The following is a 25,027-nucleotide window of genomic DNA, read 5'->3' as shown; positions in this document are numbered from 1 at the left end:
GGGGTTTTTGCTGTTTACCACATCAGGTCGTCCGGGATCTTGTAGGCCGCATACGGGTCGTCCTCGTCCGCTTCCTCGACATGGGTGTTGAGCAGCAGGATACGGCTGGGGTCACGCTCCTGGATCTTCACCGCCGCTTCGCGGGGAATGACCTCGTAACCACCGCCAAACGACACCACGGCCAGCGCACCGTTGCTCAGCTTGGTGCGCATCAGGGCGTTGACGGCAATACGCTTGACCTTCTTGTCGTCGACGAAGTTGTAGTAGTCCTCGGTGTTCAGTTTGGGCAGGCGGGTGGCTTCGATCAGTTGCTTGATCTGCGCCGCCCGGGCCTTCTGCTCGGCTTTTTCCTGCTGCTGGCGGTTCAGCTCCTGGTCCCGCTTGGCCTTCTCGGCCATGGCTTCCTTGGCCAAGCGCTGCTGGCTGTCGTCCACCTCGACCTGGCCTTTATGCTCCAGGCGTTTCTGTTTCTTCTCGGCCTTGTTGGCCTGGGAAACCTGTTTCTGGTTGACCAGACCGGCTTTGAGCAATTGGTCGCGAAGGGAAAGGCTCATGAATGTTCACTCACTTATGCAACAGCTCAGCCGCAGCTGGGCAGGTTCTTTTCCTGACGCTTGGCTTCACCCCAGAGGGCGTCCAGCTCGTCAAGGCTACAATCTTCGATGGGGCGCCCACTGTCGCGCAACACCTGTTCGATGAAGCGAAAACGCCGTTCGAACTTGCGGTTGGCGCGGCGCAGGGCATGTTCCGGGTCGTGCTTGAGGTGGCGGGCCAGGTTGACGGTGGCGAACAGCAGGTCGCCGATTTCATCTTCGAGCGCATCGGCGTCGCCGTCGGCCATGGCCTGCAGCACTTCGTCCAGTTCCTCGCGGACCTTGTCCAGCACCGGCAATGCCTCAGGCCAGTCGAAACCGACGGTGGCCGCGCGCTTTTGCAGTTTGGCGGCACGCGACAACGCCGGCAATGCCGCGGGTACATCGTCGAGCAGCGACAACTGTTCGGGCTGGCTCTTTTCCGCACGCTCTTCGGCCTTGATTTCTTCCCAGCGTGACTTGACCTGGGCCTCGCTCAAGCTGGGGGTGTCCACCGGCGCATACAGCTCACCGGTGGGGAACACATGCGGGTGGCGGCGGATGAGCTTGCGGGTGATGCTGTCGACCACGCCAGCGAACTCGAAGCGCCCTTCTTCGCGGGCCAGCTGGCTGTAGTACACCACCTGGAACAGCAGGTCACCCAGTTCACCTTGCAGGTGCTCGAAATCGCCGCGCTCGATGGTGTCGGCGACCTCGTAGGCCTCTTCGATGGTGTGCGCGACGATACTCGCGTAGTTCTGCTGCAGGTCCCATGGGCAGCCGTACTGCGGGTCGCGCAGGCGGGCCATGAGGTGCAGCAGGTCGTCAAGGGTGTAGGTCATCTAAGCAGGTCCTTCGGTGGTGGCTGCTTCGCGGATCAACCCACCCCGCGAAGCAGGCGCCGCAGTCTCAAGGCGTACGATTACGCCGCGTCTCGATGATGTTCGGCAACTGCGAGATCCGCCCCAACAGGCGCCCCAGCGCGTCCAGGCCGGGAATCTCGATGGTCAGCGACATCAATGCGGTGTTGTCTTCCTTGTTCGAGCGGGTATTCACCGCCAGCACGTTGATCTTCTCGTTCAGCAGCACTTGCGACACGTCGCGCAGCAGGCCCGGGCGGTCGTAGGCTCGTATCACGATATCCACCGGGTAGGTCTGCACCGGGATCGGCCCCCAGCTGACCTGGATCATGCGCTCGGGCTCCTTGCCCGCCAGCTGCAGCACCGAGGCGCAGTCCTGGCGGTGGATGCTTACGCCACGGCCCTGGGTAATGTAGCCGACGATGGCGTCGCCCGGCAGCGGCTGGCAGCAGCCGGCCATCTGCGTCAACAGGTTGCCGACCCCCTGGATCTGGATGTCGCCACGCTTGCCGGTGCGCGGCCCGGTAGGCTTGCGCGGCACCAGTTCGATCTGTTCGATGCGCTCAGGCTCAAGCAACTGCTGGGCCGCGTTGACCAGGTGGGCCAGGCGCAGGTCGCCGGCGCCGAGCGAGGCAAACATGTCTTCGGCGGTCTTGACGTTGGTCTTCTCGGCCAGGCGCTCGAAGTCCACTTGCGGCAGGCCCAGGCGGCTGAGTTCACGCTCGAGCAGGGTCTTGCCGGCAGCAACGTTCTGGTCACGTGCCTGCAGCTTGAACCAGTGCACGATCTTGGCCCGCGCACGCGAGGTCGTGACGTAGCCCAGGTTGGAGTTCAACCAGTCACGGCTGGGGTTGCCGTGCTTGCTGGTGATGATCTCGACCTGTTCGCCGGTCTGCAGGCTGTAGTTGAGCGGCACGATGCGCCCGTTGATCTTGGCGCCGCGGCAGTTGTGACCGATTTCGGTGTGCACGCGGTAGGCGAAGTCCAGCGGGGTGGCGCCCTTGGGCAGGTCGATGGCGTGGCCGTCAGGGGTGAACACGTAGACCCGGTCCGGCTCGATATCGACCCGCAACTGCTCGGCCAGGCCACCGATGTCGCCCAGTTCTTCGTGCCATTCCAGCACCTGGCGCAGCCAGGAGATCTTCTCTTCGTAATGGTTGGAGCTGGACTTGACGTCGGTACCCTTGTAGCGCCAGTGGGCGCAAACCCCGAGCTCGGCTTCCTCGTGCATGCCGTGGGTACGGATCTGCACTTCCAGCACCTTGCCCTCGGGGCCGATCACCGCGGTGTGCAGCGAGCGGTAGCCGTTTTCCTTGGGGTTGGCGATGTAGTCGTCGAACTCCTTGGGAATGTGTCGCCACAGCGTGTGCACGATACCCAGTGCGGTGTAGCAGTCGCGGATTTCCGGCACCAGCACGCGCACTGCGCGCACGTCGTAGATCTGGCTGAACTCCAGGCCCTTGCGCTGCATCTTGCGCCAGATCGAATAGATATGTTTTGCCCGCCCGCTGATGTCGGCCTTCACGCCGGTGGCCAACAGCTCGTTCTGCAGCTGGTTCATCACGTCGCTGATGAAACGCTCGCGGTCCAGCCGCCGCTCGTGCAGCAGCTTGGCGATCTGTTTGTACTGGTCGGGCTCGAGGTAGCGGAAGGACAGGTCTTCCAGCTCCCACTTGATGTGGCCGATGCCCAGGCGGTGCGCCAGCGGCGCATAAATGTCGAACACCTCGCGAGCAACACGCAGGCGTTTCTCGTCGTCGGCGGCCTTGACCGCACGGATCGCGCAGGTGCGCTCGGCCAGCTTGATCAGCGCCACGCGCACATCATCGACCATGGCCACGAGCATCTTGCGCAGGTTCTCGACCTGCGCCTGCGAACCCAGCACCAGCGACTGCCGCGGGCTGAGGCTGGCGCTGATGGCCGCCATGCGCAGCACGCCGTCGATCAGCTTGGACACTACCGGGCCGAAACGCTGGCTGACCTCGGCCAGGGTCACCTTGCCCTCGCGCACCGAGCGGTAGATGACCGCCGCTACCAGGGAATCCTGGTCGAGCTTGAGGTCGGCGAGGATTTCGGCGATTTCCAGGCCTGCCTGGAAGCTGGACGTCCCGTCCGCCCAGGAATGCTTGGCCGGATTGCCTTTTTTCTCGACTTCATGGGCGAACTCGCAGGCCTCTTTCAGCGCTGCGCGATCCAGTGCCGAATCGACGCTCACCACATGGTCCAACCATGCTTCGAGATTGATACTGCCGTCAGTGTTGACCGGCTGGTGCACTCTCACCTGTACCATCTTTGTTTTACCTTTCCATACAGCGCACCACGCGGGCGCGCTGGCGATCACCGTGCGGCTGCCATTCCCTGAAAGCCGCACCAAGGGGCCAGTCAGCTAGCCCGCTTCGAATAACGCCATGGCCTCGACATGCGCCGTTTGAGGAAACATGTCGAGAATCCCGGCCCTTTTTAACCGGTACCCCTGGCCGACCAGCACCTGGGCGTCTCGCGCCAGCGTGGCCGGATTGCACGATACGTAGACCAGCCTTCTGGCCTTGAGGCGGGCGATGCCTTGCACCACCTCGAAAGCACCGTCGCGCGGTGGATCCAAGAGTACCGCAGAAAAGCCCTCGGCGGCCCATCCGGTGCCTGCCAAAGGCTGCGATAAATCGGCCTGAAAAAACCGTGCGTTATGCACATTGTTGTTCCGGGCATTGGCTGCGGCCCGATCGACCATGGCCTGCACGCCTTCCACTGCCACCACCTCGCGCGCCTGGCGCGCCAGCGGCAAGGCGAAGTTGCCCAGGCCGCAGAACAGGTCCAGCACACGCTCGTCGGCCTGCGGTGCAAGCCAGGCCAGGGCCTGCTCGATCATCGCCGTGTTGACCTGGGCATTCACCTGCACGAAGTCACCCGGGCGCCAGGCCAGTTCCAGCTGCCATGGCGCCAGGGCGAAGCCCAGTTGCGCAGCCGGCTGCAGCGGTGCCGGCTCACCTTCGCCTTGCAGCCACAGTTGCGCCTTGGCCTGCTCGCAGAACGCTTGCAGCCTGGCCAGGTCTTCTGCTGGCAACGGCGCGACATGGCGCACCAGCAGCGCCTCGGCAGTGCCGCTGAACAATTCGACATGGCCCAGCGCCTGCGGCTTGCTCAAGGAACGCAGCACAGTCGGCAGATGGCGCAGAATCGACTGCAAGGGCTGTACCAGCACTGCGCAATCGTCGATGGCAATGATGTCCTGGCTGGCTTCGGCGCGGAAGCCCACCTGCAGTTGGCGTGCCTTGGCATCCCAGCGCACCGCCACGCGGGCGCGGCGACGGTAGCCGAATTCCGGCCCGCTCAGCGGCGGCGCCCACTCTTCGGGTTGCACGCCGGCGACCCGCTGCAGTTGCTCGGCCAGGGTGCGCTGCTTGAGCGCCAGTTGCGCCTCGTGCGGCAGGTGCTGCAGGTTGCAGCCACCACAACGGTGGTAATGCCGGCAAGGGGCCTCACGGCGCTCCGGGCTGGCCTGCAGCAGCCGCTCCAGGCGGGCCTCGATCACTTTGCCGCGGGCATTGAGCACCCGCGCCTCCACGGCTTCGCCGGCCAGGGCGCCACTGACGAACCAGGTGCGCCCCTCGAAAAAGGCGATACCCCGGCCGTCACCCGCCAGCCGCTCGATGTCCAGCCGCTGCTTCTTGCCCACGGGTACCTGGGCGGTACGGTTACCACCGGCCGGCTGGAAACGCAGGCCGCTGTTGCTTTTTTTCTTGGACATTTAGCTCAGGTCGAACAGGCCGGTGGACAGGTAACGGTCGCCACGGTCGCAGATGATCGCGACCATCGTGGCGTTTTCCACCTCACGGGACAGGCGCAGCATCGCCGCGACCGCACCACCGGAAGACACGCCGCAGAAAATGCCCTCTTCACGGGCAAGGCGGCGGGTGGTGTCTTCGGCTTCCTGCTGCGACATGTCGACCACACGGTCGACGCGGGTGGCGTCGAAGATCTTCGGCAGGTACTCCTCGGGCCAGCGGCGGATACCCGGGATGGCCGAACCTTCCATCGGCTGCAGGCCGATGATCTGCACCGCCGGGTTCTGTTCCTTGAGGTACTGCGAGCAGCCCATGATGGTCCCGGTGGTGCCCATGGAGCTGATGAAATGGGTGATGCTGCCCTGGGTCTGCTGCCAGATCTCCGGGCCGGTGCTGGTGTAGTGGGCGATCGGGTTGTCGCCGTTGGCGAACTGGTCCAGCACCAGGCCACGGCCTTCGGCCTGCAGCTTCTCGGCCAGGTCACGGGCGCCTTCCATGCCCTCTTCCTTGGTCACCAGGATCAGCTCGGCGCCGTAGGCGGTCATGGCGGCCTTGCGTTCGGCGGTGGAGTTGTCAGGCATGATCAGGATCATCTTGTAGCCCTTGATCGCCGCCGCCATCGCCAGGGCGATGCCGGTGTTGCCGGAGGTGGCTTCGATCAGGGTGTCGCCGGGCTTGATCTGGCCGCGCAGTTCAGCGCGGGTGATCATCGACAGTGCCGGGCGGTCCTTCACCGAGCCGGCAGGATTGTTACCTTCGAGCTTGAGCAGGAGGGTATTGCTGGTTTCGCCAGCGATGCGCTGCAGGCGAACCAGAGGCGTATTGCCGACGCAATCGGCGATGGTTGGGTACTGCAAGGTCATGGCGTATTTCACAATCCGGACGGCAGGGGCGCCTATCATACCGGCAAACCCTTCGCGGCCATATCACGCAATCTGTGATGAATATAGCTACAGGCTATATGCGCCTGTTGTGCCGCCTGCAGGAGCGGCCTTGTGTCGCGATGGGGCGCGCAGCGGCCCCGGCAATTCGAACGGCGAAGCGGCAACCTTGGGCCGCTGCGCGCCCCATCGCGACACAAGGCCGCTGCTACAGGGAAGGCGCTGGCTGTTGGGCCACCGCTGCATGTAACGGCAAGCGCATCCACAACCGCAGCCCGCGTTTGCCATTCTCCGCCCACAAGGTCCCGCCCTGGCGCTGAATGGCACTGCGGGCGATGCTCAACCCCAGGCCGAAGCCCCCATCCCCAGGCCGTGAGCCGTCCAGCCGAGAGAACGGCGCAAAGATTCGCTCCAGGTCGTCTTCACCTACGCCACCACCTTCATCCTCCAGCCACAGCCGCCAATAGCTGCCGTCACGCTGCCCGCCCAAGCGCACCACACCCTCGGCCGGTGAATGCCGAATGGCATTGCGCAACAGGTTCTCCAGCGCCTGGGCCAGATGATTGAGGTTGCCCAGCACCCAGCAGCCGGCCGGCACCTCGCAGCGCAACCGCGCCAGCGACCAGCCGCTCTCGTAACTGGCGTTCTCGGCCAGCAGCTCCCACAAGGCATGGACCTCGATCGGCTCCAGGTTCATCGGCGCGCGCTCGGCATCCTGCCAGGCCAGTTGCAGGGTATCTTCGACCAGCTGCTGCATGCAGCCCAGCTCCCGTGACAAGCGTTCACGCAGGCGTGGCAGGTCGGTTTCGCTCTCGCAGGCCACGCGCAGCCGGCTAAGCGGCGTACGCATTTCGTGGGACAGGTCGCGTAGCAACTGCTGTTGCATCGCCACCGTCCCCTGCAAGCGCTCGGCCATCTGGTCGAAGGCGCGGGCCAGCTCGCCGAGTTCGTCGTGGCGGGCGATGGTACGTGAGTCGAGGCGCGCCGACAGCTGGTCGGCGCGCCAGGCGTTGGCCTGCTCGCGCAACTGGTTCAACGGCACGATCAGCATGCGGTAAAGCCCCACGCACAGCAGCAGGGTGAACAGGCCAGGGATGATGCCGTTGGTGACGAGCCGCCATAACAGCCGGTGCTGGCCGGGGTTGAAGCGCTGCGGCAGTTCGATCACCAGCAGGCCCTGCTCCGCTGCCCCCGGAAACGGTATGCGCAGCCACGGCTGCCCCACGGTGCGCTGACTCATCGGCCAGTCGACACCGCGCAGGCGGGTCAAACGTTGCATGGTCTGCGGGTCGAGGCTGGCGCTGTCGAGTGGCCGCAGGTTGAGGTCGAACACGCCAACCCAACCGCGTTCGCGCTGGCGCATCGCCGCCAGCCAGCGGTCCAGCCCTGCCCGCCCGCCACTGCGCCAGGCCTGCTCGGCCTCGCTGGCATAGCCCTGCAACACCTGCCGCGCCGGCACCGAAAGAAAGGCGTCCTGGGTTTCCATGTGCCGGCCCCAGGTGTAGCTGAGGCCGATCATCAGCAGGCAGAAGCCCACCAGCAGGATGGCCAGCTTCCAGAACAACGAGTGACGGTCGAGCATGGGTCACTCCAGCTCGCTGGCGCTGAGCACGTAGCCCTTGCCCCACACGGTACGCACCTGCCGTGCGTGATAACCGATGGCCTTGAGCTTGCGACGGATCTGGCTGACATGCATGTCCAGGCTGCGGTCATGCCGTGAATAGCCCCGTTGCAATACCTGCTGGTACAGGAACGGCTTGCTCAGCACCTCGTCTGGGTTGCGGTTGAGGATATCGAGCAGACGATATTCGCTGGGGGTGAGGCCGGCCAGGCGGCCGTCCAGGCGTACATCGCACAGGCCCTCGTCGTAGTGCAATCCACCGCTGGCGGGCTGCACCTGCGGGGTGCGGTGGCGACGTTCGAGGGCGACCCGGCGCAGGATCGCCTCGATGCGCACGCGCAGTTCGGCGATGCTGAACGGCTTGGGCAGGTAATCATCGGCGCCACGCTGGAAACCGTTGATGCGGTCGGCCTCGGCACCCAGTGCCGACATCAGGATCACCGGCGTGGCGCTGCGTTGGCGCAACTGCGCCAGGGCATCCAGGCCATTGAGCCCGGGCAGCAGGATGTCCATCAGCACCACATCGAAGGCGCGGCGCCCTGCTGTTTCCAGGCCCTCCAGGCCATTGCGGCACCAGGTCACCTGGTAGCCGCCGCGCTGCAGCTGTTCGTGCAGATAGGCACCCAGGACCGGGTCATCCTCGATGGCGAGGATATTGGAGTTGTGAACAACTTCAGGATTCATTGGCAACTGTCATGCATTCTCAATTGCGCAATTATTGGGCATCCTGCGCCTGCCGGGCAACCGCCCCGCCCGCAATACGCCGCCACGGGTGCAAAACACGTACTAAACAGGTGCAATAGCACGGCGGGCGGAGTAACTTCCCGCCTTGGCCGTCCTCGCTTGACGGCGTCCAGGCACATGACAGGAGGCGAGTGTGCTCGATCGCTTGGGAATTCGCAGCCGGGTCCTGCTGCTGGCGTTGTTGCCGGCCGGCCTGATGGCCCTGGTGCTGGGCAGTTATTTCACCTGGCTGCAGCAAAATGACCTGCGCACCCAGTTGCTGCAACGCGGCAAGATGATTGCCGAGCAGCTGGCGCCACTGGCCGCGCCCGCCATGGCCAAGCTGGCACCGGCGCAACTGGAGCGCATTGCCGCGCAAACCCTGGAGCAGGCCGATGTGCGCGCCGTCACCTTCCTCGCCCCGGACCGCACCCGCCTGGCCCACGCTGGCCCGAGCATGCTCAACCAGCCGCCAAGCGGCGGTACCGGCATGCAGCTGCTGCAGCGCAGCGGCAATGACGCCACGCGCTACCTGATGCCGGTGTTTGGCCACCACCGCGACCTGGCCACCGAAGCCGTGCCGGCCGAAGCCGAACGCCTGCTGGGCTGGGTCGAGATCGAGCTGTCCCACGACGGCACGCTGCTGCGCGGCTACCGCAACCTGTTCACCAGCCTGTTGCTGATCCTCGCCTGCCTGGTGCTCAGCGGCTTGCTGGCCTTGCGCATGAGCCGCACCATCAACGACCCCATCGAGCGGATCAAGCACGCGGTCAACCAGCTCAAGGACGGCCACCTGGAAGAACGCCTGCCGGCCCTCGGCAGCCATGAGCTGGACGAACTGGCACGCGGTATCAACCGCATGGCCGAAACCCTGCACAACGCCCACGAAGAACTGCAGCACAGCATCGACCAGGCGACCGAGGACGTGCGCCAGAACCTGGAAACCATCGAGATCCAGAACATCGAGCTGGACATGGCGCGCAAGGAGGCCCTGGAGGCCAGCCGCATCAAGTCGGAATTCCTGGCCAACATGAGCCATGAAATCCGCACCCCGCTCAACGGCATCCTCGGTTTTACCCACCTGCTGCAGAAAAGCGAAATGACGCCGCGCCAGCTGGACTACCTCAGCACCATCGAGAAGTCCGCCGACAACCTGCTGGGGATCATCAACGAGATCCTCGACTTCTCGAAGATCGAGGCGGGCAAGCTGGTGCTCGACAGCATCCCGTTCAACCTGCGTGACCTGATCCAGGATACCCTGACCATCCTCGCCCCGGCCGCCCACGCCAAGCAGCTGGAGCTGCTCAGCCTGATCTACCGCGACACGCCGTCGTCGCTGATCGGCGACCCGCTGCGGCTCAAGCAGATCCTCACCAACCTGGTCAGCAACGCCATCAAGTTCACCCGCGAAGGCACCATCGTCGTGCGCGCCATGCTCGATGACGAGCATGAAGACAGCGCGCAGTTGCGCATCAGTGTGCAGGACACCGGTATCGGCCTGTCGCCGCAGGATGTGCGCACGCTGTTCCAGGCGTTCAGCCAGGCCGACAACTCGCTGGCGCGCCAGCCCGGCGGCACCGGCCTGGGCCTGGTGATTTCCAAGCGCCTGATCGAGCAGATGGGCGGCGAAATCGGCGTTGACAGTACCCCGGGCGAGGGTTCGCAGTTCTGGATCAGCCTCAACCTGCCCAAGGCCCACGACGACCTCCAGGAGCAGCCACTGCAACCGCTGCTGGGCCGCCGCGCGGCGATTGTCGATGGCCACGAACTGGCCCGCCAGGCGCTGGAACATCAGCTGGAAGATTGCGGCCTCAGCGTCAGCCTGTTCACCTCCTACGACCAGTTGCTGCAGGCTGTGCAGGCCGCCAGCCAGGCCGGCCAGCCGTTCGAGTTCGCCGTGCTCGGGGCCAACCTGGGCAACCTGTCGCCCGAACAACTGGGCCATTACCACCAGCAGCTGGAACGTTACCATTGCCAGTGCGTGGTGCTGTGCCCGACTACCGAGCAGGCGCTGTACCATCCCTACCTGCCCAATGGTCATGGCCAGCTGCTGTCCAAGCCGACCTGCACCCGCAAGCTGCGGCGCCTGTTGCTGGAGCTGGTGCAACCGCGCCGCACGCACGGCGAGGCAACCAGCGTCAACGGCCAGCGCCAGCCGAAGATCCTGTGTGTCGACGACAATCCGGCCAACCTGCTTCTGGTGCAGACCCTGCTCGAAGACCTGGGGGCCGAGGTGCTGGCCGTCGACAACGGCTATGCCGCGCTGCAGGCGGTGCAGAGCGAGCCCTTCGACCTGGTGCTGATGGATGTGCAGATGCCCGGCATGGACGGCCGCGCCTGCACCGAACAGATCCGCCTGTGGGAAAACACCCAGAGTGGCAACCCGCTGCCGATCGTCGCCCTCACCGCCCACGCCATGGCCAACGAGAAACGCGCGCTGCTGCACGGTGGGATGGACGACTACCTGACCAAACCGATCAGCGAACGACAGCTGGCCCAGGTGGTGATGAAATGGACCGGGCTGAGCCTGGGCGTGCCTCAGCAGGAGCGCCTGGTCGAACAACTGGCCGGCGGCGACGAACTGCAAGTGCTCGACCCCGAGGAAGGCTTGCGCCTGGCGGCCGGCAAGGCAGACCTGGCGGCGGACATGCTGAGCATGCTGCTGGCCTCGCTGGACACCGACCGCGAAGCCATACGTGCCGCCCGCGAGGCCGACGACCGCACCACGCTGATCGAGCAGGTGCACCGCTTGAATGGCGCCTCGCGCTATTGCGGTGTACCGCAGCTGCGTGCCGCCTGCCAACGCAGCGAGACCCTGCTCAAGCAGGAGCACCCGCAGGCGCAGCAGGCACTGGACGAGCTGGATGCGGCAATCAACCGTCTGGCCGCCCAAGCCCGATTGAGCGCCTGAGCGCCTCCGGGCTGGGTTGAGATAGGCGATGTGGGTGAGATCGAGCGCCGCCCGCGCGGCGCTCGATCTCACAGGCAACCGCTAGCCCAAGACATTCACCACAAAGGAAGCCCACCATGCGCGCCCTGTTGTTCAGCAGCCAGCACTACGACCAGGAAAGCTTCACCCGGGCCGCCAACGGCACCACCCTGGACCTGCATTTCCAGCCCGCCCGCCTGACCCTCGACACTGCTGCGCTGGCCGATGGCTACGAGGTGGTCTGCGCCTTCATCAACGACGAACTCGACGCCCCGGTGCTGCAGCGCCTGGCCACCGGCGGCACGCGCCTGATCGCCCTGCGCTCGGCCGGCTACAACCATGTCGACCTGGCCAGCGCCCAGCGCCTGGGCCTGACCGTGGTGCGGGTGCCGGCCTATTCGCCGCATGCCGTGGCGGAACACGCCGTCGCGCTGATCCTGGCGCTCAATCGGCGCCTGCATCGGGCCTACAACCGCACCCGCGAAGGTGATTTCACCTTGCACGGGCTGACCGGCTTCGACCTGCACGGCAAGACCGTCGGCGTGGTCGGTACCGGCCAGATCGGCGCTGCGTTCGCCCGCATCATGGCCGGTTTCGGCTGCCAGCTGCTGGCCTACGATCCCCACCCCAACCCGGAGCTGCTGGCCCTGGGCGCCCGCTACCTGCCGTTGCCCGAGCTGCTGCGCGAAGCCCGTATCATCAGCCTGCACTGCCCGCTGAACGAGCACACCCGGCACCTGATCAATGCGCATAGCCTGGCCCAGCTGCAACCCGGTGCCATGCTGATCAACACCGGCCGCGGCGCGCTGGTCGACACCCCGGCGCTGATCGACGCGCTCAAGAGCGGCCAGCTCGGCTACCTGGGCCTGGATGTCTATGAAGAAGAGGCCCAGCTGTTCTTCGAGGACCGTTCCGACCTGCCGCTGCAGGACGACGTGCTGGCCCGCCTGCTGACCTTCCCCAACGTGATCGTCACCGCCCACCAGGCCTTCCTCACCCGTGAGGCACTGGACGCCATCGCTGCGACCACGCTGGACAACATCAACCGCTGGGCGGCAGGCAAACCCCAGAATCTGGTCATGGGTTAGTGCTAGGATACGCGGCATTTCTGGAGGACCCATGGTCGAGCACGATTTCCGCTACACCCTTTTCAACCCGCAACACACCTTGATCGAGTGCCGCGCGCTGGTGCCGGGCCGTTACCAGGTCACCGGCAACGGCGGCTCGATGCACAAAGGCGATACCCTGCTGGTCACCCTCAAGGGCAGCAAGGACCTATCGATGCGCCTGACCGTGGAGAGCGTGCGCCACCTGATCAACCCTCGCGGTCAGTGGGTTGCCGTCGCCAGTGGCCCGGTATTCAACGAGCTGGAAATCCTCACCTGGCAGGTCGCCTGCGACAGCTGCGACGCCGTGCTCGACTTCGAGTTTGCAGTGGATGCCAAGCTGGGCAAGAAAGCCCGCCAACCTGCCGCCAGTGCACGTATCACCGAGCTGGGCTGGGCCAGCCGTGGCGAGAAACACCTGTGCCCGCGTTGCCAGGAGAGCGCCGAGTGAAGAATCTGCTGACCGGCGTGCTGATTGCCTCCGGCCTGCTGGGCTGCGCCGCTGAACCTGCCAGGCTGCAGCAGGAGCGCAGCTACGTACTGGAGTGGATTGGCGAACGGCCGCTGATCGATTACAGCCACCTGACCCTGACCCTCGCCAGCGATGGCCGTGCCTACGGCAATGGCGGCTGCAACCATTGGTTTGCGCCGTACACGCTGGAAGGCCAGCAGCTGAGCTTCGGCAAGGTCGGCAAGACCCGCAAGCTGTGCGCGCCGGCCTTGATGGAGCAGGAAAAACGCTACTTGCAGGCGCTGGAAACCGTGCAACGCTGGGACGTGTCGCCGATCGAGCAGATACGCTTCTGGCCGGCCGAGGGCAAGCCATTGCGCTTCTGGCCTGAGGAAGGCTGAAAATGCCGGGGCCGCTTTGCGGCCCATCGCGACACAAGGCCGCTCCTACAGGGGATGCGATCTGAGCTGCCCCTAATGGTGGCAGGTGCCCAACATCTGGGGCGCAGCTCAATCTCCTGTAGGAGCGGCCTTGTGTCGCGATGGGCTGCAACGCAGCCGCAAAATGCATCAGGCGCCCTTCAGGGCCTTGATCCTGGCCTGCAGCCCTTCAAGGGTCTGCTCGCCCATCAACTGCTCACGCACCTTGCCCTTGTCATCGATGATGTAGGTCACCGGCAGTGCCTCGCTGCGCGGCAGGTCATAGCGCTCGGCCGGGTCCTGGGCCAACACGGTGAAATCGATGCCCAGGGTTTCGCTTGCCTGCTTCAGGTCCTGCCCCTGCAAGCCATCGAAATTCACCCCCACCACCTTGATGCCGTCGCCCGCCCATTGCTTGGCTGCCGCATTCAGTTGAGGGATCTCGGTACGGCACGGCCCGCACCACTCGGCCCAGTAGTTGAGCACCAGCCAGTGCCCGTCGAGCTGTTCGGCCTTAACCGTATTACCGTGTTGGTCCACGCCATAATCGGCACCGCAACCACCGAGCAACAGGCTCGCGGTGATGGCCAGTACTGCTGCCAGACGCCTTGCCATGGGTCAATCCTTCTCGAGTTTTCAAGCAAATGTGTCAGTCGCTGCGGTTAGAATAGCCGCCACACCCTGCTGGATGCGACCCGACATGACCGACCTGACGCTCTATCATAACCCGCGCTGCTCGAAATCCCGCGGCGCGCTGGAACTGCTCGAAGCCCGCGGCCTGGCACCGACCATCGTGCGCTACCTCGAGACCCCGCCTGACGCGGCCACCCTCGCGGCCTTGCTCGGCAAGCTGGGCATCGGCCCGCGCCAGTTGCTGCGTACCGGCGAAGACGAATACAAGGAGCTGAACCTGGCCGACCCGGGGCTGACCGATGCGCAGCTGATCGAGGCCATGGCCCGCCATCCCAAGCTGATCGAGCGGCCGATCCTGATCGCCGGTGACAAGGCCGTGGTCGGCCGCCCGCCGGAGAAAGTGCTGGAGATCCTGCCGTGACCACGCCCTATATCCTGGTGCTGTATTACAGCCGCCACGGCTCGACCAGCGAGATGGCCAGGCACATCGCCCGCGGCATCGAGCTGGCCGGCCTGGAGGCTCGCCTGCGCACGGTGCCGGCGATTTCCACCGAATGCGAAGCGGTAGCCCCGGACATTCCGCCCAGTGGCGCGCTGTACGCCACCCTGGACGACCTGCGCCACTGCGCCGGGCTGGTACTGGGTAGCCCGACCCGCTTCGGCAACATGGCGGCGCCGCTCAAGTACTTCCTGGATGGCACCAGCAGCCTGTGGCTGGGCGGTGAGCTGGTCGGCAAGCCGGCGGGCGTGTTCACCTCCACCGCCAGCCTGCATGGTGGCCAGGAAACCACCCTGCTGTCGATGATGCTGCCGCTGATGCACCACGGCATGCTGGTCATGGGCCTGCCATACAGCGAGTCGGCATTGCTCGAGACCCGCGGTGGGGGCACGCCGTATGGCGCCAGCCACCATGCCGGGGCCGATGGCAAGCGCGAACTGGACGCCCACGAGATCGCCCTGTGCCGCGCCCTTGGCCAACGCCTGGCGAGCACCGCCAAGGCCCTGGAGGCCGCACGTGGCTAGAAAGCCCAAGGTATTGCCAGCGCTGGAGTGGCTGGCCCCGCGCCTGCGCCTGACGCGGGCATTGAGCCTGGCGTTGTTCTTCGGCCTGATCGTCCTGCTGCTGGTGAACATCCTGGGGTTCGCCAACCTGCATGGGGCCCGGGTCGAGGTCATTCTGGCGATCGAACTGGTGCCGCTGCTGCTGTTGCTGCCGGGCATGCTGGCAGGCAGCGCCCGGGCGCATGCCTGGACCTGCTTCGTGGTGAACATTTACTTCATCAAGGGCGTGCTGGCGGCGTTCGACCCGGCGCGAGCGGTGTTTGGCTGGCTCGAGGTGCTGGTGAGCCTGGGGCTGTTCATCGCCGCGTTGCTGTATGTGCGCTGGAAGTTCCAGCATGAGCGGCGCCTGGCGGGCGAAGGCGGCTGATTTCAGGGCTGCTTTGCAGCCCTTTGGCAACACAAGGCCGCCCCTACAGGGGATCGCCTGTTCCTGCAGGAGCGGCATTGTGTCGCGAAGGGCTGCAAAGCAGCCCCGGGATCTCAATGATTGACGGTATGCGCCAGCATCACCGACAACTGACACAGCGGCCGGCCACTCTCGGCCTGCCACTGGTTGAACGCCTGCTGCACCAGGGCCAGGTCACGCTGGCTGGTCGGCGGCTTGTCGATCACCTTCTGCGCAATCAATGCCGCCGCCATGTCATCGGTAGGGATGAAGGTATCCTTGCCGACCATGCGCAGGAAGCGCGGCGCCGATAACCCGCCCAACTGGTTGCCGTGCTTGGCCAGGTACTTCCACAGCCCGACGATATCGGTCACCGGCCAGTCGGCGATGAACGCGCCAAAGCTGCCGTGCGCCTTGGCGATATCCAGCACCAGCTGTGCATTGCGCGGCACGCTCTTGAGCTTGCCCAGGTGGCGAATGATGCGCTCGTCCTGCATCAGCCGCTCCAGGTGTTCGGCGCCCATCAGCACCACCTTCTCCGGGTCGAAGCCGAAGAACACCTGTTCGAATGCCGGCCACTTGGCATCCACCAGGCTGTGCTTGAGCCCGGCGCGGAACACGCGCAGGGCCAGGGTCGACAGGTAGCGGTCGTCGCTGATGTCGCGCAGTTGCGCCGGCGTGCGCGGCTGCGGCAGGAAGGCCTCCAGGGCCTGGGCCGAGCCGAAGCGGTTCAGGCAGTACGCGTGCAGCCACTGGTAATCGCGCATGGGCTCAGATGTTCAGCACGTCAAGGAAACGCGGCGTGGCGTTTTCGTCGATCTTCAGGCTGGTGAAGTCGAACAGGTTGCGGTCGGCCAGCTGCGACGGTGCCACGTTCTGCAGGGCGCGGAAGATGCTCTCGGTACGGCCCGGGTGCTTGCGCTCCCACTCCACCAGCATGTCCTTGACCACCTGGCGTTGCAGGTTTTCCTGCGAGCCGCACAGGTTGCACGGGATGATCGGGAATTCCTTCATGTCCGAATAGGCCTGGATGTCCTTCTCGCTGCAGTAGGCCAGCGGGCGGATCACCACGTTGCGGCCATCGTCGGCACGCAGCTTCGGCGGCATGCCCTTGAGCGCGCCGTTGAAGAACATGTTGAGGAAGAAGGTTTCGACGATGTCGTCGCGATGGTGCCCCAGCGCCATCTTGGTCGCGCCGATTTCGTCGGCGAAGGTGTACAGGGTGCCACGGCGCAGGCGCGAGCACAGCGAACAGGTGGTCTTGCCCTCGGGTACCAGCTCCTTGACCACCGAGTAGGTGTCCTTCTCGACGATGTGGTACTCGACGCCCAGCGCCTTGAGGTAGGCCGGCAGCACATGCTCGGGGAAGCCCGGCTGCTTCTGGTCCATGTTCACCGCGACGATCTCGAACTTGATCGGTGCCACCTTCTGCAGGTGCAACAGAACGTCGAGCATGGTGTAGCTGTCCTTGCCGCCGGACAGGCAGACCATGACCTTGTCGCCATCCTCGATCATGTTGTAGTCAGTGATGGCTTCGCCGGCGAGACGACGCAGGCGTTTTTGCAGTTTGTTCTGGTTGACCGAGAGGGTGCCCATAGCGCTTGGATCCGCGAGGTGTGACAAAAGCCGGCTATTTTACGCACAAACGCGACCGGGCTGTAGGCATTCCCGATAAAGACTTCAAGGTAATCAGCAGCCACCCCTACAGCGCGATTTGCTCTAAAAAGCACGATTTATGTGGGTAACGGCTTCCTATACTGCGAAATAGGGCCACATTACCGCTTGCTTCGGTGTTCGGGCCTGGGGCCGCTGCGCTCCATCTGGGGGGCGTCTGGCAACATTGAGAGGAGTGATCGGCATGATTCATCACGTTGTGGGGCTGTTTACCCATCCCGACCAGGAATGGCGGGAGATTCGTGGCGAAGAAGAAACCATCAGCCACATGTACCTGACGCACACCCTGATCCTGGCTGCGATCCCCGCCGTTTCGGCGTTCATCGGTACCACCCAGGTCGGCTGGGTGATCGGTGATCGACCGGCGGTGATGCTGACCATGGAAAGCGCCATCTGGATGAGCATCATGTCGTACCTGGCAATGCTCGCCGGGGTGGCGGTAATGGGTGCATTCATCCACTGGATGGCCCGCACCTACGATGCCAACCCATCCATGGCACAGTGCATCGCCTTTGCCACCTACACCGCCACGCCGTTGTTCATCGGTGGCCTGGCGGCGCTGTATCCGCACCTGTGGCTGGGCATGCTGATCGGCACCGCAGCCATCTGCTACACGGTGTATCTGTTGTATGTGGGTTTGCCCACGTTCATGAACATACCGTCCGACGAGGGCTTCCTGTTCTCCAGTTCGGTGCTGGCGGTGGGCCTTGTGGTGCTGGTGGCCATCATGGCGGCCACGGTCATCATCTGGGGCCTGGGCGTGGGGCCCGTGTACACCAACTAGAACTTGACCAACACTGGGCATCGCCAGGGGCCGCCGCAAGGCGGCCTCTGGCTGTGCGCTGACCGGTGGCTCGGCAGGCTGCCCGGGGTTGCGGCATAATGCTCGGCCAGGAGAACCATCCCGCCATGCCCGAGCTGCTCAAACAACGCGTCGAAACCTGTTACCAGCAAGCCGAAACCTTCTTCAAACGTACCTTCCCGCGCCCGGAAGTCAGCTTCAAGCTGCGCGGGCAAAAAGCCGGGGTCGCCCACCTGCACGAAAACCTGCTGCGCTTCAACCTGCAACTGTATCGGGAGAACCAGGAAGACTTCCTGCGCCAGACCGTGGCCCATGAAGTGGCACACCTGGTGGCCCACCAGCTGTTCGGTGACCGCATCCAGGCCCATGGCGAGGAGTGGCAGCTGATCATGCGTGGCGTGTATGAATTGCCGCCCAACCGTTGCCACAACTATGAAGTGCAGCGCCGCGTGGCTACCCGCTATATCTACCGCTGCCCGTGCCCGCAAAGCGATTTCCCGTTCACCGCGCAGCGGCACAAGCTGGTGCGCCAGGGGCGACGCTACCTGTGCAAGCAGTGTCGGGGAATACTGGTGTACAGCGGCGAGACGCGCGTCGAATAGGGTGGACAGCGCCGGAGCAGCACGCACAGGAATTCCAGGCAGAAGAAAGGCGACCCATCGGTCGCCTTCTTTGTACCTGGCTACGCCTTACTTCTCGACGAAGGCACGCTCGATCAGGTAATCACCCGGCTCGCGCATGCGCGGGGAGATCTTCAGGCCGAAGCTGTCCAGCACTTCGCTGGTCTCGTCGAGCATGCTCGGGCTGCCGCAGATCATCGCGCGGTCGTCCTGCGGGTTGATCGGTGGCAGGCCGATGTCGCTGAACAGCTTGCCGCTGCGCATCAGGTCGGTCAGGCGCCCCTGGTTCTCGAACGGCTCACGGGTCACGGTCGGGTAGTAGATCAGCTTGTCGCGTACCGCCTCACCGAAGAACTCGTTCTGCGGCAGGTGCTCGGTGATGAACTCGCGGTAGGCCACTTCGTTCACGTAGCGCACGCCGTGCACCAGGATCACTTTCTCGAAGCGCTCGTAGGTTTCCGGGTCCTGGATGACGCTCATGAACGGCGCCAGGCCAGTGCCGGTGCTCAGCAGGTACAGGTGCTTGCCGGGGTTCAGGTCGTCGAGGACCAGGGTGCCGGTGGGCTTCTTGCTGATGATGATCTCGTCGCCTTCCTTCAGGTGCTGCAGCTGCGAGGTCAGCGGGCCATCCGGCACCTTGATGCTGAAGAACTCCAGGTGCTCTTCCCAGTTCGGCGAAGCGATGGAATAGGCGCGCATGAGCGGACGACCGTTGTCCTGCTGCAGGCCAATCATCACGAACTGACCGTTCTCGAAGCGCAGGCCCGGGTCGCGGGTGCACTTGAAGCTGAACAGGGTGTCGTTCCAGTGGTGCACACTGAGGACACGTTCGTGGTTCATGTTGCTCATCGAATGGGGCTCCTGAAGAAAGACGCGGCGCGCGCATACGCGCAGTTGCGCGATAGTTTAGGGGCAGCGACAATATCTGTTAACTGGATTATCAAGATATGTGTTATCGGTTATATCGATATGCGATTCACACTTCGTCAACTGCAGGTCTTCGTTGCCGTGGCGCAGCACCAGAGCGTCTCCCGGGCCGCCAGCGTGCTGGCGTTGTCGCAATCGGCCGCGAGCACCTCGATCACCGAACTTGAGCGCCAGTCCAGCTGCCAGCTGTTCGACCGCGCCGGCAAGCGCCTGAGCCTCAATGCCTTGGGCCAGCAACTGTTGCCGCAGGCCGTCGCCCTGCTCGACCAGGCCAAGGAAATCGAAGACCTGCTCAATGGCAAGTCCGGTTTCGGCTCGCTGGCGGTCGGCGCCACGCTGACCATCGGCAACTACCTGGCCACCTTGCTGATCGGCAGCTTCATGCAGGTGCACCCGGAGAGCCAGGTGAAGCTGCATGTGCAGAACACCGCACATATCGTGCAACAGGTTGCGCACTACGAAATTGATCTAGGTCTGATCGAAGGCGACTGCAACCACCCCGATTTGGAAGTTCAGCCCTGGGTCGAGGACGAACTGGTGGTGTTCTGCGCGCCGCAGCATCCGCTGGCCAAACTGGGCCGCGCCGATGTGCAGACCTTGTCCCAGGAGGCCTGGATCCTTCGCGAACAAGGCTCCGGCACGCGCTTGACCTTCGACCAGGCGATGCGCCACCAGCGCACCAGCCTCAACATTCGCCTGGAACTGGAGCACACCGAAGCCATCAAGCGCGCGGTGGAGTCAGGCCTGGGTATCGGCTGCATTTCCCGCCTGGCCCTGCGTGACGCCTTCCGCCGCGGCAGCCTGGTTGCGGTGGAGACCCCAGAGCTGGACCTGAGCCGCCAGTTCTACTTCATCTGGCACAAACAGAAGTACCAGACTTCGGCCATGCGCGAATTTCTCCAACTGTGCCGCAACTTCACCGCGGGCTTTACCCGCAGTGACGAAATCGTGCTGCCGCCGATCGCTTAAAGCAGGATCACGCCCCACACCAGCGCCACCATGGTCAGTGCCACCAGTTGTGCGGCGCTGCCCATGTCCTTGGCGTTTTTCGACAGCGGGTGGCGCTCCAGCGAAATGCGGTCGATGGCCGCCTCGACTGCCGAGTTGAACAACTCGACGATCAAGCCCAACAGGCATACGGCAATCATGATCGCCCGCTCCGCACGGCTGACCGGCAGCCAGAAGGCTATCGGCACCAGCAGCACGTTGAGCAGCACCAGCTGACGGAACGCGGCCTCGCCCTTGAAGGCGGCGCGCAGGCCGTCCAGCGAGTAGCCAGCGGCGTTGAAGATGCGTTTGAGGCCGGTCTGGCCCTTGAATGGCGATGTCATGTGAGTCACTTCACAACCGAAAGGCCAGCAGCCTAGAGCGGCAAGGGTCAAAAAAGCGTGAATCGATGCGCAGTCAGTTGCTGGCAACCGATTCAAGTTGTTGCAGCAACAACGCGGCCTGGGTGCGGGTGCGCACGCCAAGCTTGCGGAAGATTGCGGTCACGTGGGCCTTGATGGTTGCTTCCGACACATTCAGCTCATAGGCGATCTGCTTGTTCAGCAAGCCTTCGCAGACCATGGTCAGCACGCGGAACTGCTGCGGCGTGAGGCTGGCCAGGCCTTCGCTGGCGGCCTTGGCCTCGGCCGAGACGTCAACCTTTTCGAACGCCTGCGGCGGCCACCAGACTTCGCCGTCGAGCACCTTGCGTACCGCATCCTGGATCACTTCCAGGGTGCTCGACTTGGGGATGAAGCCGCTGGCACCAAACTCGCGGGACTTGACCACCACGGCGGCCTCTTCCTGCGCCGACACCATCACCACCGGGATCTGCGGGTATTGCCCACGCAGCAGCACCAGCCCGGAAAAACCGTAGGCACCCGGCATGTTCAGGTCCAGCAGCACCAGGTCCCAGTCGGCTTTTTCGCTCAGGCGGGTTTCCAGTTCGGCGATGCTGGCAACCTCCACCAGGCGCACATCCGGGCCCAAGCCGAGGGTAACGGCCTGGCGCAGGGCACCACGGAACAGCGGGTGGTCATCGGCAATCAGGATTTCATAAGTGGCCATCGATCTAGGGATCCTGTTCTGTGTCGGGCACTCGGGTAGGCTCATTATGAACCAAAGCAGGGGTTGTGCCCCTTGGACTATAGGAAGGTATGCAAACGCTGATGGGTGTCGTCCTGCTCGTCCAGCGGCAGGCGCCGCTTGCCACTGAGGTAATGCAGGCTGAACACGTCCAGGTAGGCGTCCAGCGCCTGCGAGGCCTGGCTATCGCCGGCCAGGTCGAGGCACATGGCAGCCACTTCCGCCGTGCAGAAGTGATCATCGCGCCGCGAGCGGCGCAGGCGGTAGCGGGACATCTGCTCGGCGGCCAGGCTCAACACCGGGAAGCGATCAAGATACGGGCTTTTGCGGAACATCTTGCGGGCTTCGGTCCAGGTGGCATCCAGCAGGATGAACAACGGGCGCTTGCCCGGCTCACGCACTACCTCGCTGACTACCCGCTGCTGGGCAACGAATTCGCCAGGAAAGACGATATAGGGCTGCCAGCGCGGGTCGTCCAACAGGGCCAGCAAGCGTTCGTCGACCGAAGTGCGCAGCCAGCCGAAGGCGGAGGTGTCTTCGATCAGGTCGGCGATCAGCCATCCGGTATTGGTGGGTTTCAGCGGTTCGGTGTCATGCATCAGCAGGCACACGCCGGATTCAGCCTGCACCCGTGGCTTCCAGGCGCACAGGCAATGGCTGGCGATGACCCGGCAATCCGGGCAACGTTCGGCACGCGAGCCACGGGCGATGAAGGGCTTGTTGCTGCGCGCCAGGCGTTCGGCACGCAGACGCGCTACCGCATGGCTCATGCCGGCAGGCCTCTGGACAGGTTGGGAATGGACACAAGGGTTGCTCGGTAAAAACAAGGCCGCCAGTCTACCAGAACAGGGGGCAATTGCTGTGCAGCTGGCAAGGCGGTCCTTATAATCGGCGTCTTACCGTGCCCTGACCTCGCACCTTCGCGATATTCATGGAACGCCGTCGACCCGCGCATGTCAAAGCGCCAGTCATCGAACCAGGAGAGATTCATGCTGCGCCGTATCGCCCCCGTCCTGAGCCTGATGCTCGCCCTGCCCCTGGCCGCCCAGGCTGCCTCCAAGCAGGATTACGACTTGAACAACATGCTGCAGAAGGTGGCCAAGGAGAGCAGTGTCGGTACCCCGCGGGCCATCAACGAGGACATCCTCGACCAGGGTTACACCGTGGAAGGCAAGGCGCTGATCAACCACCTGAGCGTGCGCCAGAGCCACGCCGAGCGCATGCAGGCCAACCCGGAACAGGTTCGTAGCCAGCTGGGTGACAGCGTGTGCCGCAACACCGGTTTCCGCAACCTGATGTCCAAAGGCGCGGTCATGGTCTACCGCTTCACGGTCTACAAGACCAACCAGCCGATCATGGACCAGGCCTTCGACAATGCCAGCTGTGTGGCTGGCAACAAGAAGAAGTAGCGATAAGCTGCAATCGCTACGCCTTTTCGTCTTCACGGACGCGCCAATGGCCTTCAGCGGCATCGGCGCGCATTTCTGCCAGCAGCGCCTGCAAATACTGCGACTGGCACTCCAGCCCCGACAGCCTGCGTCGGCACTCGGCCTCCAGGCTCAGGTGGTGTACCTGGGCCGCCTTTTCCAGCCGCTGATACAGCTGCCGGTCCACCTCGATGATCAAGCGATGCATACCGCCACCTCCTGCATCGACACGTTTCGCTCTACCAGTTAACCAAACCCGCATCGCCAGTGGCTGCGTGCCGACGGGCGGGCGCATCAAACACCCCGGCACGATCGATCGCAAGGGTCTAGATTGAGGTCAGAGGTATTGGTGCAGAAGGAGACGTTGCATGCCTTACCAATCGAATGAACTGCTGTTCAGTCACTTCCGCGACAACAACATCGACCTGAGCAACATCGACGCACAATTGCAACTGGTGGCACCGGACAGCCCCAACCTACCGCTGTACCGCGACATGATGCTGACCATCCTGCGCATGGCCCATGACGACACCGACCGCTGGAGTGCCAAGATCACGCTGCAGGCCCTGCGGGAACTGGACCACTCGTTTCGCGCCCTGGAACGCTACAAGGACCGGCGCAAGGTAACCGTGTTCGGCTCGGCACGCACCCCACTGGAACACCCGATGTACGCCTTGGCCCGCGAACTGGGCGCGACGTTGGCGCGCTCCGACCTGATGGTCATCACTGGCGCCGGCGGCGGCATCATGGCGGCAGCCCACGAAGGCGCTGGCAGCGATCACAGCCTTGGCTTCAATATCACCCTGCCCTTCGAGCAACACGCCAACCCCACGGTGGACGGCACCGACAAGTTGTTGCCGTTCCACTTTTTCTTCATCCGCAAACTGTTCTTCGTCAAGGAAGCCGATGCCCTGGTGCTGTGCCCAGGCGGTTTCGGCACCCTGGATGAAGCGCTGGAAGTGCTGACCCTGATCCAGACCGGCAAAAGCCCATTGGTGCCAGTGGTACTGCTGGACTCACCGGGTGGCAGCTTCTGGCGCGACTGCCTGGACTTCGTCAGCCGCCAGCTGGAAGAAAACCGCTACATCCTGCCCAGCGACCTGAAGCTGTTACGCCTGGTGCACAGCGCCGACGAGGCGGTGGAGGAAATCAACCAGTTCTACAGCAACTACCACTCCAGCCGCTGGTTGAAGAGCCAGTTCGTGATCCGCATGCACCATCCGCTCAGCGAAGCCGCGCTGTATGACATCCAGGAAGGCTTCGCCGACTTGCGCCTGAGCGGCAAATACCACCAGCAGCCTGACAGCAGTGCCGAGCACGAAGTGGGCAATTTCAGCCACCTGACCCGTTTGTCATTTGCCTTCAATGGCCGCGATCAGGGTCGCCTGCGCGAACTGGTGGACTTTATCAACCTGCCGGAGAACTGGGCCAAGCCGCAACCCATGCATACCACACAGCGGGCCCGGGAGGCGTTGAAAGCCAGTTGATACCGTGTTGCTAGCCTTTGGGGCGCCCTGCCCCCCTGTCGCGACACAAGGCCGCTCCTACAGGAACGGCGCAAGCCCTATGGCCGGCGCCATTCCTGCAGGAGCGGCCTGGTGTTGCATTTAGTAGTCGTCGAGATCGCGCCCACTGAGCAGGCGGCCGATCATGTCCATCGGGAAACCCCGGTAAGCAAGAAACCGGGTCTGCTGGGCACGGCTACGCGGGTCGTGGGGACGCTGGCCGGCAAACTTGCGCTGCCACACCTCACGCATGCGCTCGCTCCACTCTACCCCGCTGTCGCGCAGCGCCTGCTCGATGTCCGCCCGCGCCAAACCGCGCTGGCTCAGCTCCTCGCGAATTCGCGCAGGGCCATAGCCGGAGCCGGAACGATAACGGATGAAGCTTTCGAGATAGCGGGCTTCGCTGAGCAGCCCTTCTTCGGCAAGCCGATCAAGCTCGGGCTCGATCAGCTCATCCGAAGCGCCGCGCTGACGCAATTTGCGCGTCAGCTCGACGCGACCGTGCTCACGTCGCGCGAGCAAGTCCATGGCTGTCCGCCGGATAGCGACGGGGGTGTCGAGTTCGGCGGACATGT

General features: G+C 64.0%; 28 protein-coding genes. 12 read left to right on the top strand and 16 right to left on the bottom strand.

Annotation, left to right across the window (positions count from 1 at the left end; genetic code table 11):
* Positions 1-14 precede the first annotated feature (14 nt).
* The 7 genes from HG549_RS06310 to HG549_RS06280 form a co-directional block, all read right to left on the bottom strand.
* A complete protein-coding gene (locus tag HG549_RS06310) occupies positions 15-554 on the bottom strand; it encodes a DUF2058 domain-containing protein (protein ID WP_170028713.1) in 540 nt (179 codons plus the stop codon).
* A gap of 26 nt (positions 555-580) precedes the next feature.
* The gene (mazG, locus tag HG549_RS06305) at positions 581-1,414 is read right to left on the bottom strand and encodes a nucleoside triphosphate pyrophosphohydrolase (RefSeq protein WP_170028712.1); all 834 of its coding nucleotides are present in this window, start codon (positions 1,412-1,414) and stop codon (positions 581-583) included.
* A gap of 67 nt (positions 1,415-1,481) precedes the next feature.
* Positions 1,482-3,722, bottom strand: a complete 2,241-nt coding sequence (relA, locus tag HG549_RS06300; protein WP_085626475.1) for a GTP diphosphokinase — start codon at positions 3,720-3,722, stop codon at positions 1,482-1,484.
* A gap of 96 nt (positions 3,723-3,818) precedes the next feature.
* Positions 3,819-5,177 carry a 23S rRNA (uracil(1939)-C(5))-methyltransferase RlmD gene (rlmD, locus tag HG549_RS06295; protein ID WP_170028711.1) on the bottom strand — a complete coding sequence of 453 codons (1,359 nt, stop codon included), beginning with the start codon at positions 5,175-5,177 and terminating at the stop codon, positions 3,819-3,821.
* Positions 5,178-6,077, bottom strand: coding sequence for a cysteine synthase CysM (cysM, locus tag HG549_RS06290; RefSeq protein ID WP_170028710.1), 900 nt, complete (start codon positions 6,075-6,077; stop codon positions 5,178-5,180).
* 226 nt (positions 6,078-6,303) lie between these two features.
* Positions 6,304-7,677, bottom strand: coding sequence for a sensor histidine kinase (locus tag HG549_RS06285; protein ID WP_170028709.1), 1,374 nt, complete (start codon positions 7,675-7,677; stop codon positions 6,304-6,306).
* A 3-nt stretch (positions 7,678-7,680) separates the two neighbouring features.
* Positions 7,681-8,400 carry a response regulator transcription factor gene (locus HG549_RS06280; RefSeq protein ID WP_170028708.1) on the bottom strand — a complete coding sequence of 240 codons (720 nt, stop codon included), beginning with the start codon at positions 8,398-8,400 and terminating at the stop codon, positions 7,681-7,683.
* Positions 8,401-8,593: 193 nt separating this feature from the next.
* On the opposite strand from HG549_RS06280, the gene HG549_RS06275 reads away from it, so the two are divergent.
* From HG549_RS06275 to HG549_RS06260, 4 genes are all read left to right on the top strand, one after another.
* Positions 8,594-11,350, top strand: coding sequence for a response regulator (locus HG549_RS06275; RefSeq protein ID WP_170028707.1), 2,757 nt, complete (start codon positions 8,594-8,596; stop codon positions 11,348-11,350).
* Positions 11,351-11,466: 116 nt separating this feature from the next.
* Positions 11,467-12,456, top strand: coding sequence for a 2-hydroxyacid dehydrogenase (locus HG549_RS06270; protein WP_170028706.1), 990 nt, complete (start codon positions 11,467-11,469; stop codon positions 12,454-12,456).
* A gap of 31 nt (positions 12,457-12,487) precedes the next feature.
* A complete protein-coding gene (locus HG549_RS06265; protein WP_170028705.1) occupies positions 12,488-12,925 on the top strand; it encodes a hypothetical protein in 438 nt (145 codons plus the stop codon).
* Positions 12,922-13,326 carry an META domain-containing protein gene (locus tag HG549_RS06260; RefSeq protein ID WP_170028704.1) on the top strand — a complete coding sequence of 135 codons (405 nt, stop codon included), beginning with the start codon at positions 12,922-12,924 and terminating at the stop codon, positions 13,324-13,326. The genes HG549_RS06265 and HG549_RS06260 overlap by 4 nt, the downstream gene beginning before the upstream one ends.
* A gap of 168 nt (positions 13,327-13,494) precedes the next feature.
* Here HG549_RS06260 and HG549_RS06255 read toward each other — a convergent pair whose 3' ends face one another.
* Positions 13,495-13,959, bottom strand: a complete 465-nt coding sequence (locus HG549_RS06255) for a TlpA disulfide reductase family protein (protein ID WP_170028703.1) — start codon at positions 13,957-13,959, stop codon at positions 13,495-13,497.
* An 85-nt stretch (positions 13,960-14,044) separates the two neighbouring features.
* Between HG549_RS06255 and arsC the strand changes: the two genes are divergently transcribed.
* From arsC to HG549_RS06240, 3 genes are read left to right on the top strand one after another with little or no spacing between them, the layout of a single operon-like run.
* Entirely contained in the window at positions 14,045-14,398 is a 354-nt protein-coding gene (gene arsC, locus HG549_RS06250; RefSeq protein WP_170028702.1) for an arsenate reductase (glutaredoxin), read from the top strand.
* Positions 14,395-15,000, top strand: a complete 606-nt coding sequence (gene wrbA / locus HG549_RS06245; protein ID WP_170028701.1) for an NAD(P)H:quinone oxidoreductase — start codon at positions 14,395-14,397, stop codon at positions 14,998-15,000. Before arsC ends, wrbA begins: the two co-directional genes overlap by 4 nt.
* A complete protein-coding gene (locus HG549_RS06240) occupies positions 14,993-15,406 on the top strand; it encodes a DUF2069 domain-containing protein (RefSeq protein WP_170028700.1) in 414 nt (137 codons plus the stop codon). Before wrbA ends, HG549_RS06240 begins: the two co-directional genes overlap by 8 nt.
* Positions 15,407-15,519: 113 nt before the next feature.
* On the opposite strand, the gene HG549_RS06235 is transcribed toward HG549_RS06240, so the two are convergent.
* On the bottom strand, positions 15,520-16,191 hold the full coding sequence (locus tag HG549_RS06235; protein WP_170028699.1) for a DNA-3-methyladenine glycosylase I: 672 nt from the start codon (positions 16,189-16,191) through the stop codon (positions 15,520-15,522).
* A gap of 4 nt (positions 16,192-16,195) precedes the next feature.
* A complete protein-coding gene (gene ttcA, locus HG549_RS06230) occupies positions 16,196-17,020 on the bottom strand; it encodes a tRNA 2-thiocytidine(32) synthetase TtcA (protein WP_170028698.1) in 825 nt (274 codons plus the stop codon).
* Positions 17,021-17,282: 262 nt separating this feature from the next.
* On the opposite strand from ttcA, the gene HG549_RS06225 reads away from it, so the two are divergent.
* On the top strand, positions 17,283-17,882 hold the full coding sequence (locus tag HG549_RS06225) for a Yip1 family protein (RefSeq protein WP_003252385.1): 600 nt from the start codon (positions 17,283-17,285) through the stop codon (positions 17,880-17,882).
* Positions 17,883-18,007: 125 nt separating this feature from the next.
* Positions 18,008-18,502, top strand: coding sequence for a SprT family zinc-dependent metalloprotease (locus tag HG549_RS06220; RefSeq protein ID WP_170028697.1), 495 nt, complete (start codon positions 18,008-18,010; stop codon positions 18,500-18,502).
* Positions 18,503-18,589: 87 nt separating this feature from the next.
* Here the strand turns inward: HG549_RS06220 and fpr are convergent, their stop codons facing one another.
* Positions 18,590-19,369: a ferredoxin-NADP reductase gene (gene fpr, locus HG549_RS06215; protein ID WP_023381933.1), complete on the bottom strand. Its 780-nt coding sequence runs from the start codon at positions 19,367-19,369 to the stop codon at positions 18,590-18,592.
* A 120-nt stretch (positions 19,370-19,489) separates the two neighbouring features.
* Between fpr and finR the strand changes: the two genes are divergently transcribed.
* Entirely contained in the window at positions 19,490-20,416 is a 927-nt protein-coding gene (gene finR / locus HG549_RS06210; protein ID WP_170028696.1) for a LysR family transcriptional regulator FinR, read from the top strand.
* Here finR and HG549_RS06205 read toward each other — a convergent pair.
* The 3 genes from HG549_RS06205 to HG549_RS06195 all read right to left on the bottom strand — a co-directional run bounded on the left by HG549_RS06205 (position 20,413) and on the right by HG549_RS06195 (position 22,290).
* Positions 20,413-20,778 (bottom strand): diacylglycerol kinase, encoded by a 366-nt coding sequence (locus tag HG549_RS06205; RefSeq protein ID WP_004375479.1) that lies wholly within the window; start codon positions 20,776-20,778, stop codon positions 20,413-20,415. The genes finR and HG549_RS06205 overlap by 4 nt on opposite strands.
* Before the next feature lie 73 nt (positions 20,779-20,851).
* Positions 20,852-21,502, bottom strand: coding sequence for a response regulator transcription factor ErdR (gene erdR, locus HG549_RS06200; protein ID WP_016715442.1), 651 nt, complete (start codon positions 21,500-21,502; stop codon positions 20,852-20,854).
* A gap of 77 nt (positions 21,503-21,579) precedes the next feature.
* Complete coding sequence (locus HG549_RS06195; protein WP_170028695.1) at positions 21,580-22,290, bottom strand: tRNA-uridine aminocarboxypropyltransferase; 711 nt, start codon at positions 22,288-22,290, stop codon at positions 21,580-21,582.
* Positions 22,291-22,509: 219 nt separating this feature from the next.
* Between HG549_RS06195 and HG549_RS06190 the strand changes: the two genes are divergently transcribed.
* Entirely contained in the window at positions 22,510-22,929 is a 420-nt protein-coding gene (locus HG549_RS06190) for a quorum-sensing-regulated virulence factor family protein (protein ID WP_170028694.1), read from the top strand.
* Positions 22,930-22,945: 16 nt separating this feature from the next.
* Here the strand turns inward: HG549_RS06190 and HG549_RS06185 are convergent, their stop codons facing one another.
* Positions 22,946-23,155 carry a hypothetical protein gene (locus HG549_RS06185; protein ID WP_170028693.1) on the bottom strand — a complete coding sequence of 70 codons (210 nt, stop codon included), beginning with the start codon at positions 23,153-23,155 and terminating at the stop codon, positions 22,946-22,948.
* A gap of 160 nt (positions 23,156-23,315) precedes the next feature.
* On the opposite strand from HG549_RS06185, the gene HG549_RS06180 reads away from it, so the two are divergent.
* Complete coding sequence (locus HG549_RS06180; protein WP_170028692.1) at positions 23,316-24,434, top strand: LOG family protein; 1,119 nt, start codon at positions 23,316-23,318, stop codon at positions 24,432-24,434.
* A gap of 120 nt (positions 24,435-24,554) precedes the next feature.
* On the opposite strand, the gene recX is transcribed toward HG549_RS06180, so the two are convergent.
* Complete coding sequence (gene recX, locus HG549_RS06175; RefSeq protein WP_170028691.1) at positions 24,555-25,025, bottom strand: recombination regulator RecX; 471 nt, start codon at positions 25,023-25,025, stop codon at positions 24,555-24,557.
* Positions 25,026-25,027 lie beyond the last annotated feature (2 nt).

The sequence above is a fragment of the Pseudomonas sp. SK genome (assembly GCF_012975065.1).
GTDB classification, from domain to species: domain Bacteria; phylum Pseudomonadota; class Gammaproteobacteria; order Pseudomonadales; family Pseudomonadaceae; genus Aquipseudomonas; species Aquipseudomonas anuradhapurensis.
Note: the sequence above shows the minus strand (reverse complement) of the source record. Positions and strands in the feature narration are given on the sequence as shown.